The 13,509-nt window shown below is 63.5% G+C and carries 9 protein-coding genes; 2 read left to right on the forward strand and 7 right to left on the reverse strand.

The features are described 5' to 3' along the window. Positions 1-153 precede the first annotated feature (153 nt). Entirely contained in the window at positions 154-3,015 is a 2,862-nt protein-coding gene (locus ACVOME_RS18050; protein ID WP_065181748.1) for a TonB-dependent receptor, read from the reverse strand. 296 nt (positions 3,016-3,311) lie between these two features. Then, positions 3,312-3,719 (reverse strand): ExbD/TolR family protein, encoded by a 408-nt coding sequence (locus ACVOME_RS18055; protein ID WP_053519873.1) that lies wholly within the window; start codon positions 3,717-3,719, stop codon positions 3,312-3,314. Between the two features lie 163 nt (positions 3,720-3,882). On the opposite strand from ACVOME_RS18055, the gene ACVOME_RS18060 reads away from it, so the two are divergent. Both ACVOME_RS18060 and ACVOME_RS18065 read left to right on the forward strand, forming a co-directional pair. Next, a complete protein-coding gene (locus ACVOME_RS18060; protein WP_481505359.1) occupies positions 3,883-5,856 on the forward strand; it encodes a transglycosylase SLT domain-containing protein in 1,974 nt (657 codons plus the stop codon). A 37-nt stretch (positions 5,857-5,893) separates the two neighbouring features. Further along, positions 5,894-7,114 (forward strand): multifunctional CCA addition/repair protein, encoded by a 1,221-nt coding sequence (locus ACVOME_RS18065; RefSeq protein WP_481505360.1) that lies wholly within the window; start codon positions 5,894-5,896, stop codon positions 7,112-7,114. A 44-nt stretch (positions 7,115-7,158) separates the two neighbouring features. Here the strand turns inward: ACVOME_RS18065 and ACVOME_RS18070 are convergent, their stop codons facing one another. The 5 genes from ACVOME_RS18070 to ACVOME_RS18090 form a co-directional block, all read right to left on the reverse strand. Then, complete coding sequence (locus ACVOME_RS18070; RefSeq protein ID WP_481505361.1) at positions 7,159-8,007, reverse strand: putative type VI secretion system effector; 849 nt, start codon at positions 8,005-8,007, stop codon at positions 7,159-7,161. After that, entirely contained in the window at positions 7,967-8,719 is a 753-nt protein-coding gene (locus tag ACVOME_RS18075; RefSeq protein ID WP_481505362.1) for a putative type VI secretion system effector, read from the reverse strand. Before ACVOME_RS18075 ends, ACVOME_RS18070 begins: the two co-directional genes overlap by 41 nt. Beyond that, positions 8,716-11,637, reverse strand: coding sequence for a T6SS effector BTH_I2691 family protein (locus ACVOME_RS18080; RefSeq protein ID WP_481505363.1), 2,922 nt, complete (start codon positions 11,635-11,637; stop codon positions 8,716-8,718). The genes ACVOME_RS18075 and ACVOME_RS18080 overlap by 4 nt, the downstream gene beginning before the upstream one ends. Continuing rightward, a complete protein-coding gene (locus tag ACVOME_RS18085; protein ID WP_481505364.1) occupies positions 11,624-12,562 on the reverse strand; it encodes a DUF4123 domain-containing protein in 939 nt (312 codons plus the stop codon). The genes ACVOME_RS18080 and ACVOME_RS18085 overlap by 14 nt, the downstream gene beginning before the upstream one ends. Further along, a partial coding sequence (locus tag ACVOME_RS18090) for a DUF2345 domain-containing protein (RefSeq protein ID WP_481505365.1) occupies positions 12,552-13,509 on the reverse strand: 958 nt, incomplete at its 5' end. The genes ACVOME_RS18085 and ACVOME_RS18090, both read right to left, overlap by 11 nt.

Consider the following 13,509-nt stretch of genomic DNA (forward strand, 5'->3'; position numbering starts at 1 on the left):
GCCGGGGGTGGCCCCCACGGGCGCGGTCCGGTCCCCGGGGGGTTTTTGACCCGCGCCGGGGCCCCCCCCCCCCGCGCTTGCCGGCCCGCCCTGGGGCGGGGCGCTACACCCGCAAGGCAGCGCCGGAGTGTCCGGCGCTGCCCCCTCATCACATCAGAACCGCAGGTCCGCGCGCATGTACCAGTAGCGGCCACGCGGAATGTCATAGGTCGACGCGTCATAGCCGTTCAGCGAGCACGACAGGCAGATCGGCGGATCCTTGTCGAACACGTTGTTCAGGCCAGCGGTCAGCTGCAGTCCCTTCATCCAGTCGATCCTGTAACCCACCTGCAGATCATGGAAGGTGGTCGCCGAGAGCGTGTTGGTGCCCGCCACCTGGTTGCTGCACACCGGGAACGCCACGGCGTCGCCACAGTCTTCGGTCAACTCGGAGATGTGCCGCACCGTCCAGTTCGCGCTCCAGTTGTCCAGTGTCCAGCCGATGCTGGCGTTGCTGGTCCATTCCGGAATCGAGCTGTCGGCCACTTCCACGCCCGGCTTCTGTGGCTGCCGCTGGCCGGCCGCACCGGTGGCCTCGTAACGACCGACGAAGGTGTTCTTCCAGCCCAGCTTGAACTGGCCGATCGAGGTCTGCGGCAGGGTCCAGAACAGGTCCACGTCCCAGCCATCGGTCTTGATCGAGCCCAGGTTGGTCAGTCGGTTGTTGAAGCTACTGACCGCGCCGGTGCTGGCACGGGTGATGCCATCGCAGTACACCGGATCCAGCGTATCCACACACAGGTCCAGCTGGGTCTGCGCGTTGATCGCCTGGATCGCGCCATCGATGTTGTGGCGGTAGAACGTCACTTCCACGTCGAAGCGCTCCGACCAGGAGGTGTTGTTGCCGAACCACGGGCTCCAGACGAATCCGGCACTGAAGCTGCGTGAACGCTCCGGTTCCAGCTCGCGGTTGCCGCCGGTGGTCACCGAGATCTGCGAGTTGGCCTGCTGGAAGCCGGCCGGCACGCCCAGCGCGGCACAGTTGGCGGCGCTGCCACGCGGCGGCGTGCCGCCCAGGCCGATCGAGCACGGATCGAACAGCTGCAGGTCCGCGCGCGCGGCCGATCCGTACAGTTCGCCGATCGACGGCGCGCGGAAGCCTTCGGCATAGGTGGTGCGCAGCACGAAGTCATCGGTCACCTGCCAGCGCAGGCCGTACTTGGGCGTGAACTCACCACCGAAGGTGGAGTAATCCGAGTAGCGGCCTGCCAGACTCAGGTCGAGCTTCTTGCCCAGTGCCGAATCGGCGAAGATCGGCACGCTCAGTTCCAGGTAGGCTTCATTGACGTCGTACGAGCCGGAGGTCGGCTGCGACGGCACGCCGTTGTAGTGACCGATCACCGTCAACGGGTCGGGCTGGTACCAGCCTTCGTACTTGCGGTACTCGTAACCGGTGGCGAAGGACAGCGGGCCGGCCGGCAGGTTGAACAGATCGCTGGACAGATTGGCGGTGAACAGACTCAGCTCGTTCTGGCTGCGGTCGCGTACCACCGGCTGGATCCAGCGCAGCATGTCCGGGGTGATGGAACCGGCACCGCCGAAGATGTTCAGCGGCACGCAGCCCGGCGTCGCCGCACATGCGGCAGGATCGCCCAGCGCCAGGTTGACGTTGTAGATGTTGTAGCTGCCGTAGTTGGTCTGTTCGGCCTTGTTCTTGCTGTACATGCCGTTGACGTCCCAGAACCAGCTGCGGTCGGCCGCCTGGAAGTTGCCGACCAGGCCGGTGGCGAAGTACGTGGTGTTGACCTCCTGCTCGAACACGCGCGCGCCACCTTCCACCGGGCGGCGGCCGACCAGGCTCATGTTGCCGGACGACACCAGGTCGAAGCCGAACGGGTTGTAGGGATTGAGCGCCGAGATGGTGATGTTGTCGGCCAGCGGATTGCCGGTGGCGCCATCGGGGCCGAAGAACAGCGGCTCGGGGCCAGCCTGGTTGGTCGACTCGCGACGGTTGCCCAGTGCCTTGACGTACCACTGCACGTTGTCGGTGATGTCAAAGCGGAACTGACCGAAGAGGCCCTTCCGCTCCGACGGCGTCAGCACCATGTTGTACTCGGCGAAGTTGAAACGGTCAGCGCTGGTGAAGCAGTGGTAGTCGTCAGTGCGGTTGCAGCCGGCACTGCCGTCATAGCGTGGATTGCTCACGCCGGTGTTGGGCACGATGTTCTGCTGCGCGCCCGTGTTGGGGTCGACGAAGGCGAAGCGGCCCTGCGGAATGGCACCGCTGCCGAAGGCCAGGCCGGTACCGGGAATCGGGAAGCGCGACTGTTCACGGTCCTTCGCATACACCGGATCCTGCTTGGTCCAGCTGGCGCCGAGGAACAGACTGAAGCGATCACCGCTCTTGCCCCAGGCCAGGTCCACGCCCTTCTGCGTGCCGTCGCCCTTGCTGTATTCGCCGTAGTTCAGGGTCACCTGGCCGCCATCGAAATCACGGCGGGTGATGATGTTGACCACGCCGGCGATGGCATCGGAGCCGTACAGCGACGACGCGCCGTCTTCCAGCACTTCGATGCGCTCGACGATGGCCAGCGGAATGGTATTGAGATCGGTCGCGGCGCCGACACCCGACGCCGAAGACTCATTGACCCAGCGGATGCCATCGACCAGCACCAGCACGCGCTTGGCCCCCAGGTGGCGCAGATCGACCTGCGCCGAACCCGCACCGACGCCGCTGCCATCCGGGGGGAAGCCGAAGTTGCCGGACGAATTGAACTTGGCATTGAGCGCCGAACCGGAGCCGGTGAGCTGCTGCAGCACTTCGCCGATCGAACTCAGGCCGGTGCGCTCGATGTCGCCGCGCGTCAGGGTCTGGATCGGAACCTGGCCCTCCACTTCAGCGCGCTTGATGCGGGTACCGGTGACCTCGACCGCGTCCAGGTTGGTGGTGGACTGTGCGGCGGCGCCCAGCGGTGCCAGGGCAGTCACGCACAGGGCGACGGCAACCGCCAGGGGGCGGTGGTGCAGGTGATTCATTCGCTCTCTCTCCAAAGGAATGTCGGGACATTGGCTGCCGTACGCCCCTCCTGCATGGCGGCAGCGTCTCCTTTGTAAACAAGTAGTCAAAATCACGGCGTGATGACCGACACCCTTTCACGCGGGCTTGACGCGATTGACGGGCAATCGCATCAGATAGCGACAGATTGTGTGTCGTGTTCCAGCCTTGGCGCGCTGACCACGCGCCTGTTGCGACAGCAGGTGCCGGCATCCGCGGAGTGCTCCAAAGCACTCTTGGTGGAGGGGCTGTGCATCGACAGCCCCTCGTCCGCTGCTCAGCGCACGAACGCAATGCGCTCCATGCCGGTGGCCTCGGCCGCCGCCAGGATCCGTGCCATCCCTTCGTACTCGGCCGCCGGATCGGTCGCGATGCGCAGCTCCGGCAGGTTGCCGGCGTACTTACCCGCCTGCGCCTGCAGGCGCGACTGCAGATCGGCAATGGCCAGGGGCTGGCCGTTCCAGCTGAGCTGGTTGGCTGCATCCAGACGCAGTTCGATCGGCGGCGGCGGGTCCGGCCGGGCGACCACGCGATCGGTCGCCTGCGGCAACTGCACTGCGATCGGCCGGGCCACGATCGGTGCGGTCACGATGAAGATGATCAACAGCACCAGCATCACATCCACCAATGGCGTGACATTGATCTCCGCCAGCGGGCCATTCCTTCCTGCGCTACTGAACGCCATGTGCCGCTCCCTGCAGCCGGGCGGTTCGCCCGGCTCTGACGTTACGCCGGCATCCCGCCGTTGCGGCAGAGGCTGCATGCACCTGCATTCAGCCGCCGTTGCCTTTGTCTGGCGTGCACGCGATGCGAAACTGAATTCAGCCAGTGCCCGCTATGCTGGCGCCATGACCCGACGCTCTTCGACCGCCCTGTCCCTGCTCCCGCTGGCCTCCCTGCTGCTGATCGGCTGCGCCGGTGCCCAGTCCCTCGATGCCCAGAACGCGCAGCTCAAAGCCGCCATCGCAGCTGCCGAACGCGGCCAGTTCGATCCCGGCCAGGCCGCCGCGCTCAGCCGCCATCCGGCCTATGGCTGGCTGGAGTACGCCAATCTGCGGCGCAACATCGACACGGTCGACACCGCGCAGGCGCAGGCCTTCCTCAAGCGTTACGAGGGCCAGGCCGTGGCCACCACCTTCCGCAGCGTGTGGCTGCCTTCGGTGGCACGCCGGCAGGACTGGCCCACCCTGCTCGCCAACTGGGCGCCTACCGACAATCTCGGCCTGCGCTGTGCGCAGTTGACCGCGCGTCAGGTGACCGGCGGCGTGGATCCGCAATGGATCAGCGACGCCCAGGAGCTGTGGCGCCGGAACGGCAAGTCACTGCCCGACGGCTGCGATGCGGTGTTCGCCGTGCTGCAGGCCCAGGGGGGCCTGAGCGACGCATTGCGCTGGGAGCGCATCGACGCGGCCGCCGACGCGCAGCAGCCGGCGGTGATGCGCAGCGCCGCGCGTGGGCTTCCCGCTGCCGACCTGGCGCTGGCCAACACCTATGCTGCGTTCGTCGACAAGCCCAATGCCAGCGCACTGAACTGGCCGCGCAACGATCGCAGCCGGCGCATCGCCACCGATGGCCTGGTCAAGCTGGCCAAGGCCGATCCGGATGCCACCGAGCAGCAGCTGCCGCAGTACGCGCAGGCCCTGGGCCTGAGTGCCGAGCAGCAGGCCCAAGTGCGCTATCAGATCGCGCTGTGGACGGTTGCCTCCTACCTGCCTGACTCCGCGCGGCGCCTCAATGCAGTCCCCGACGCCGCCTACGACGAGCGCCTGCATGAATGGCGCGTGCGCGAAGCGATGTCGCGTGGCGACTGGCCGGCGACCCTGACAGCAATCCGCAAGATGGGGCCGAAACAGCGCAACGATCCTCGCTGGCGCTATTACGAAGGACGCATGCTGGAGAAGACCGGGCAGGCACAGCAGGCAAAGTCGCTGTTCCGGGAGGCCGCGCGCACGCCCACCTTCCACGGCTTCCTCGCGGCCGACAAGCTTCAGCAGGGCTACACGCTGTGCCCCTGGAAACCCAACGACAGCGAACAAGCCAAGGCCGCAGTGGCTCGTGATCCTGCCATCCAGCGCGCAGTGGCGTTGTTCCAGATCGATCGCGCCGGCTGGGCGGTGGCCGAATGGAACAGCGCGCTGTCGCGCTTCGATGACACCCAGCGCCGACTGGCGGTGCGGGTGGCCCAGGACAACGGCTGGTTCGACCGCGCGGTGTTCTCCCTCGGCAAGCAGCCGCAGGAACAGCGCCTGTACGATCTGCGCTTCCCCCTGCACCATGACGCCACGATCCGCCGCGAATCGGCGCGCAATGCCATCGATCCGGCCTGGGTCGCTGCGGAAATCCGCGCCGAAAGCATCTTCACTCCGCGCGCGCGCTCGCCTGCCAATGCGATGGGCCTGATGCAGGTGCTGCCGGCCACCGGTGCCGCCGTGGCAAAGTCCATCGGCCTGACCGGCTACGGCGGTGCCGACAGCCTCTACGACCCCGACACCAACATCGCCATCGGCACCGCCTACCTGCGCCAGCTGATGAACAAGTACGACGGCCTGCCCTATGTGACCATCGCCGCCTACAACGCCGGTCCGACGCCGACGGCACGCTGGCAGAGCCAGCGCCCCGGTTTCGATCCCGACCTGTGGATCGAGACGATCAGCTACAAGGAAACGCGCGAGTACGTCGCGCGCGTGCTGGCCTTCAGCGTGATCTACGACTGGCGCCTCAACGGTGACGCCCTGCCGCTGAGCGACCGCCTGATGGGACGCCTGGTCGACAAGCGCAAGAGCTTCAGCTGTCCGGCGGACGCGGGCCAGGGCGGCGACTGATTCGGCTCTGCGCGCCGGGCATGCCATCATCCCCGCCATGAAGATCTATCTTGTCGGCGGCGCCGTGCGCGACCGCCTGCTGCAGCGTCCCGCCGGCGACCGCGACTGGGTGGTGGTCGGTGCCACGCCCGCGCAGATGGAAGCGCAGGGCTTCAGCGCCGTGGGTCGGGACTTCCCGGTGTTCCTGCATCCGCAGACCGGTGAGGAATACGCCCTGGCCCGCACCGAGCGCAAATCTGGCCGCGGTTATCGCGGTTTCGTGGTCGATGCCGATCCGGCGGTCACGCTGGAAGAGGACCTGCAGCGCCGCGACTTCACCATCAATGCCATTGCCTGCGACGAAGACAGCGGTGCGCTGGTCGATCCTTACGGCGGCGTGGGTGACATCAAGCAGCGCGTGCTGCGCCACGTCGGTCCTGCCTTCGTTGAAGATCCATTGCGCGTGCTGCGCGCGGCCCGCTTCATGGCCCGCTTTGCCCCGCTGGGGTTCACCGTTGCCCCCGAAACCATGGCGCTGATGCGCGAGGTCGCTGCCAGCGGTGAGCTCGACGCGCTGGTACCAGAGCGCGTCTGGCAGGAACTACGAAGGGCGCTGGCAAGCGAACGGCCTTCGGCGTTCCTGCGCACCCTGCACGAGGCGCACGCACTGGGCCCGGTCCTGCCCGAGCTGGAAGCGCTGTATGGCGTTCCGCAGCGTGCCGAGTTCCATCCGGAAATCGACACCGGCCTGCACCAGGAGATGGTCAGTGACATGGCAGCGGCACTGGCCCCGGGCGATGACCTGGTCGGCTTCGCCGCGCTCACCCACGATCTCGGCAAGGGCCTCACCCCGCCGGAGGAATGGCCGCGCCACATCATGCATGAGCAGCGCGGCATCACGCCGCTGAAGGCGCTGTGCGCCCGCTTGAAGGTCCCGGCTGAACACCAGCAGCTGGCGGAAGCGGTCTGCCGTGAGCACTTGAACGTGCACCGCATCGACGAGCTCCGCGATGCCACCGTGCTGGAACTGCTCGGTCGCTGCGACGCGCTGCGCCGGCCCGAACGCATCGCGCGCATCGCAGTGTGCTGCGAGGCCGACAAGCGCGGACGGCTGGGATTCGAGGACAGTGACTACCCGCAGGGCGAAACGCTCAAGCGCCTGCATCAGGCGGCGCTATCGGTACAGGCACGGGATCTGGATACGACGCACCTGAAAGGCCCGGCGATTGGTGAAGCATTGGCCAGGGCGCGGGTGAAGGCGATTGCGGCTGCACGGTAGGGCTGTACGGTTTGCTGGCAAGGTCTGGAGAGAGGAGCTGCTGATCAGTACCTGAAATAGGTGTCGCCCAGGGCGGGATGGTCGCCCGGCTGACGCTTCCTCTTAGTCACTCTACGAAGATTTATTCGCCTCGCCCCTCTCCATCCAAGCGCAGAAAAAACTGAATCCGCAAGCTTGGTGTAGCAAACAAACCTACGGCCAATTCGATACCCAATTGCACAGAAAATGATAACACCAATCAAGTACGACCGAACCAAAAAATAGAATGGTGCAGAGGTCATCCAGGCGAACCAACCTATGATAATACCCCACCAAGGAATCGAAATAAGCAGTGATAGCTTCAGCACTACAATCCAATGAGCTATCGTGCCAGCACTAACGTGTGGGTAGGAGACGATCAACCTCTTCTGCTCGTCGAGAACTGAAATAGCAAAGAATCTTCCTTCGCTGTTTCGTGTGCCGACAACTCGAACAATGTCACCCTCGTTGAAGGGCCAGTTCCCGAGAAGCCCTTCCACAGCCATTTCACCAAGCCTGAACTCAACCTTGGTAACGGGCTCTTCCATTTCCTCCGCAGGCATCATCGCCATGCCTGCTGCTGGCCCACTGAGGCCTGGCGCAGCTGCGAAGGCACCAGTTGCTGCCATCCCTTCGCTATCACCATCGCGCCAGAAGACGTGCTGCACCACATGACTGACCCGCAGGCTGGAAATGACGCCAGCATCTGTTTCGAGCTGCACTTTGCCAGGCGTGTGCAATCGACGTTGAGTATTCACCAGAATCTCCGCAAGGCACTCGCCGCCCACAGGCTGATAGTGGTCTGCCGCCAGCAGCATCCATAACAAAGCACTCTCAGTACCTGAAGTAGGTGTCACCCAGTGCAACGTGATCACCCGGACTTCTTTTCATTTTTGTAATTACCCTGAGATTCACGCCCTTGCCGTCGCTCCAGCCAAGCGAACCGAATATGGCGTCGGCCAACCTAGAAAATCGATGAAGTCGACAGCCTATGCGAATCCCGACAGTGGCAGAGATAAGTAAAAGTCCAATGAATATGCAAAACAACAACTTCAGCAACAACCATCCGTCATCCATAACATCAATAGAAGCCATACCAATCCCAATTGTGAACAACGTGCATATCGGCAATGAAATCATCGCCGTGTATCTGAAAACCGAGATCCAATGCGCCCGACTCCCAGCAGTGACGTACGGATAGGAGACAATCAACCTTCTTCGCTCATCCAGAACAGAGACGGCAATAAACGTCCCGTCTGCGTTCCGACGCCCCACGACTCGCACCAGATCTCCTTCCTCAAAAGGCCAATTCCACAGCAAACCTTTCACGGTCAGATCGCCGATCCGGAATTCGACTCTGGAAACGGGCTCTTTCATTTCCTCGACGGACATCATTGCCATGCCCGCTGCAGGACCACTCAGACCCAGTGCAGCAGCAACAGCACCACTGGCGGCCATTCCCTCGCGATCTCCATTTCGCCAAAACACATTCTCCGCAGTGCGCTGGGTGCGCAGATGAGAAATAACGCCGGTCTTGGTTTCAAGCGGGCCGTTTTCAACAGCTCTTACTTTCAGTTCAACTGTCATCGCGACCTCACAGAAACGGAGCCGATAGCCTTATCAAAGGCTACCTGCTGATCCTGGGCGTTGGCATAGTGCTTCCCGCCGGACAACCCTTTGGGCTCCATTCCAGCAGAACGTTTCCCGAACGCACTACTCATGCACCACTTCTCCAAGTCGTTGGGGCTTAGAGCCCAGATGAGCACTTCAGTAGCCAGAACCGCCAAGCCGACCTGCCATCCACCCAGTCTCAACATCCACAGGCCGATGCGCTTCATCGCTTGCGACGCAACCACTTCGGCGCCGTCTACCGCAGCTGCCGCCTCCAGTCCAGCTCTTAACCCCCTGAGACCCAAACTAAGTGAGTTACGTCCGGTACTCCTCTCAATCACAGGGGCGGAGTAGGCAAGCGCGGTCAGGAACTGAGAAGCACCTATGGCCACCGCAGTCGCACCTCGAATGTTCAGAAGGACGTAGGCCGCGTAACTCTTTCTTTCAAGTTCAGTTTTTGCATCCGCAAAACTGTAGTACGCCCCAATAAAACTACCCGCTCCCGCCATCACACTCCCGGCAACCTTCATCCGTATGGCACTGTCACTGCCCGTACCAAAGAACTCTTTCGCCACAGCCTCATGTACACCGGTATACACAGCCACAAGCGACATCCCGGACGCTAGTAACGTCGCATAGTCGCGCGTGCCCTTATCGACCTTAGTTGCCAGATGAATGAAGTTCACCATCTCCAGCACGCCAGTCAGTGAGTTCAGGCGCACCATATTGCGGCTGCTCTCTGCCGCGGCCTGCCAACGCTTGCGCATCGCCTGCGCACCGTGGTGCAGTTCCAGGTCCCGAAGCGCGAACTGCATCGGCAGCGCGCTGCCCTTGGCGCGATAGAACTGGATGCGCTCCAGGAAGTAGCGCTTGCCTTGCTGGCCGCTGCTCAGCTCTTCGGCCACCAGGCTGATCGCCTCGTCGCGCTCCATCAACGCCCGTGTCAGAAGAACAACGCGAACCATGGCATTGCCGGCGGTATCCTGGATACCTTTCATCGGGAATCGATTCAGAAGGTAAGCACCTGCGGTGGTGACGAAGCGATCAACACCACTGTCGCGAAGGATGCGGGCACTGGCAGTTGATGGCACTGCTTCTTTCTGCGCTGCCTCCAGCTTGCGGTAATGGGCCAGGAACGACTTCAGGTGTGCGGTGCCTGCGACAAACGCCGCCCAGCTTGTGCCGGCCGCCTCAAGAATTGTGTTAGCACAAACCTGTGCTGCCGTGAGTGTCTGCTCCAGCTCCTCGCGTGGCTCATTCTGGTTCTTCGCGATGACTCGCCAGAGCAGGGATTGTCTTCCGGTAACTTTTATGTCGTCGGCCAGTTCAGTCAGCAAAGCCCGGCCGATCTCGTGCATGCCAAGCACCGCAATCGCTTCAGTGATGATCTCCTCAAACCACACTCCGTGCGCCGCAGATTGACCATCAAAGTCCTCCAGCGTCACCAGCAGTAGATCATGGCGGAGCCAAGCAACCAGCACACGCATCTTGGGTGCCATCCGGTCGAGTACCAGCTGCGTCATTGCATCCATGTTCTTCTTGAACGCGGCGAAGCGCGGCTCGTCAATCAGCGGCCAGTACTTGTTCTTCCACGCGTCCTGGGCATCCTGCAGATAAAGCGGCAGGAATTGGCGCTCATATTCCTGCGCGAGTTCCTGCTTTTCCTCCTCGGAAAGCTCAACCTTGGGATCCCATGGGCGAAGCGAGGGATTGCTGAGACCACGCTGACGCTCCACCTCGCGCACCGTCTGGTACGCGTAGTTCTTTGCCATTACCGCACCATTGAACTCCAGCAGGCGCGAGATCTGTTCGATCTGGTCAACAGCACTGACTTCCAGCTCACGCTCGCTCTTGACCTCGTTGATGCAGGCAACCAGGTCATTGCAGTAGCCGCTGAGCTCGTGCACGACGCCAACCGCATCCCACAGGCCCAGCAGCATGGGCCGGTACTCTTGGCGATCACCGCCGATGCGCCCGTTGCTGCTGTGTTTCTGCAGACGTTCAAAACGCTGTTGACGCGGGTCGGCACCTTCGCTACGAGGATAATCCCGCCGCGACCAGGGGTAACGCGTGCCATGCGCGTGCAGCCTTGCCTTGCGAAGCGCTCCGTCCGGATTGGAGGCAACCGGGAGCGCACCGCTATATGGAAGGTCTGGTGGATCGCCTGAGGGGTTATCCAGCCATCGATACTCCATGATCGAGGCCAGCCCGGTGGCATCCTTCAATGGCGCTTGATCGCCTTCCGCGCTCGCCGACGTGATCCATCTGGCAGGCTCGATCGGCTGCATCCGCTCGGCGCGCAGGGCCGCATCAGCTCCGTAGCGCTCCAGTGTCGCTGCTGTCCAAGGGTGTTGGGAGTAGGCGAGCCAGACCGTCCCGCACAGATGCGGGCGCTGGATAGTGATGAACTCCGTACGCATCGGATCGTGGCCACTACGGCCACAGCTCGGCAGGCCACCTCCTGCGATGGCCCGCGCACTGTAGGCGGTGGGTTGTCGCCACAGGGTGCCGTTCTCGGCGATGGCGTAGCATTCCCAATATTCCGGACCGTAGGGGCCCTGCTCGTAGTACAGGTACAGGAGACCCTGGCGCATGGTTCTGAGCGCGTAGGTGTATTCCGCCGCACTGACATCAACATCGCTAGCATGTGCGGGCGACAGGCCACCAAGGCCCACGTTGCAGCTGGCAGGCACTACCGTGTAGCGCACCGGCAGGATGGCCAGCCCGGTGGAGCGGCAGACGTCGCAGGCTGATTTCTCTGTCTCGTCCGGCAGTGTGGCGGTAACCGCCGGAAGATCGACGATGTCTGGACCGCTCTTGCTGCGGATCCCCACACTGCTTTCACCCGTGAAGGGCCTGTTTGGGTCGTACCTGTCTCTGCTATCGTGCGTCATGTGACTCGTCTCCCTTGATCGCACTCGCGTGTGTGGGCGCCGCGATGCGGATGTCCTTCCACTCCGTGTCTTCAATCCGCCATGCGAGTTCGCTGTACCGTTCACCCTGCGCGATCTTCGCCAGCAATGCCTGGATCGTGGGATGCCTCTGAAAATGAGGCCCGATCCGGAGCGCATGCGTGGCGAACAGATCCAGATCAGTACCACTGGACACACCGTGACGGCGCCCCTCTCCAACACTGCGCTGCACTTGCGCGAGCGTGGCGCGATCCGGCGGACTTCCGGCTTGCAGCGCGCGAATCCACATCTGGTTCAGTGCGCCAATGCTCTCCACCTCCGGCCAAGGCACAGCAGGGTCACCGGGCATTGCAGGCGCGACGGGGTTGCTGATGGCCCACTCTCCCCATCGATCCAGGAACATCCACGTGGTGACACCTTCAAACCGAAACGCCCGTTGCGGATGCGAGGAGCATCGCAAGAACAGGTCCGTCACCATCGGATCGTAGAAGCGCAGCCACCGCTTCTGGCCCTGTGCATGCGGGCAGTGCGCGACCGCGCGCTCGGCAAGCTGGTTCGCTAGCTGTCGTGTCAGCATAGGCGTCCATATCCACGCGCATGCACGCTGAGGGTGTGCGGTCAGCAACGACTGCACCGAGCGCTGTGCCATCGCCATTGCCACTGCGTGCCCGGACAGCAGGGAGTGCATGCCTCTGTCCAGATCGAGAGGAATCAGAGACGGCCAGAAGGCCGACGGTATCTGTCGAATGGCAACCGGGATCGGCTCTACTCCAACCAATCCCAGCAACGCGTCGAAGGCGTCGTCCAGATCACACCGATCTTCAGCCGGTTGCATCAGCAGATGGCATTGACCCGCACTGCTGTGGTCGATGGTGATCAGCTGTTCGCACAACGATTCAACCGACATCGGCGTATCCCTCCTGCCGACGTACTGCGGCGTTCAGGTGTGACTCACAGCCTCTGAACCGACCACCCGGCACCTTCACCTCCCCCACCACACTCGCCGGCCCCAGCCATTCCTTCTGGCTTGCCTTGAACTCCACCTTGCCCGGCGCGCCCAGTTCGATGTTGTCGCCCTCGATCCGGATGTAGGCGCCGGCCGCCGTCGCCAGCAGATGCTTGCTCGGTGCCGACAGCTGCACGTCCGCTTCGGTACTGGCGATGCGTACCTGCGTCTTGGCCGCCACGATCGCCTGGTTCTTGTGCGCACGCGCACTCACCCTGCCCTGTGCCGCATGCAGCGCGATCCCGCGCTCCTGGTTCGGGCTCTCGCCGCTGGGTTCCATGCCAGCGGTGTACAGCACCAGGCCGCCGGCCACGGCCATCGTCAGTGAGCCCTGGGTCATCCAGTTCAGTGCCACGCCGCTGGCCAGCGTGGTGTGCGTGCCGCTGACCCACACCTGGTCGGCCGGGGTCAGGCTCAGCACGCCGGCGACGCCACTGCCCAGCAGGACCGGCGCACTCCAGCCCGGCGCTTCGCCGTCGCCACCGGCGATGCTGCCCGCCGCGCTGCCACTGTGGGTCGCGCGCAGGGTCTCCTGCAGTTCGGTCAGCGTCGTGTCCACCGGCAATTCGTTGGGATCACTCGGAAGCTGTGCCTGCTGGTTGGCCGCCGACTCGGCCAGCTGCTGCAGCAGCTGCTGGCTTTCCTGCAACTGGCTCAGTGCCTGCGGCGCCGCCAGCTGCGGCGTGCCCGCCTCGGTGGTCAGCAGCAGGCCACGGCCGGCGCGCAGTGCACCCTGTGCCTGCGTGGACAGTTCCACACCAAAGCCCCGCTCGCCCTCGCGCACGTTGTCCTGGCCGCCCTTGAGATGGCCCAGGGTCAGGGTGGTCTCGTGCTGGGTGGTGGACAGC

This window comes from Stenotrophomonas sp. STEN008 (assembly GCF_056760435.1).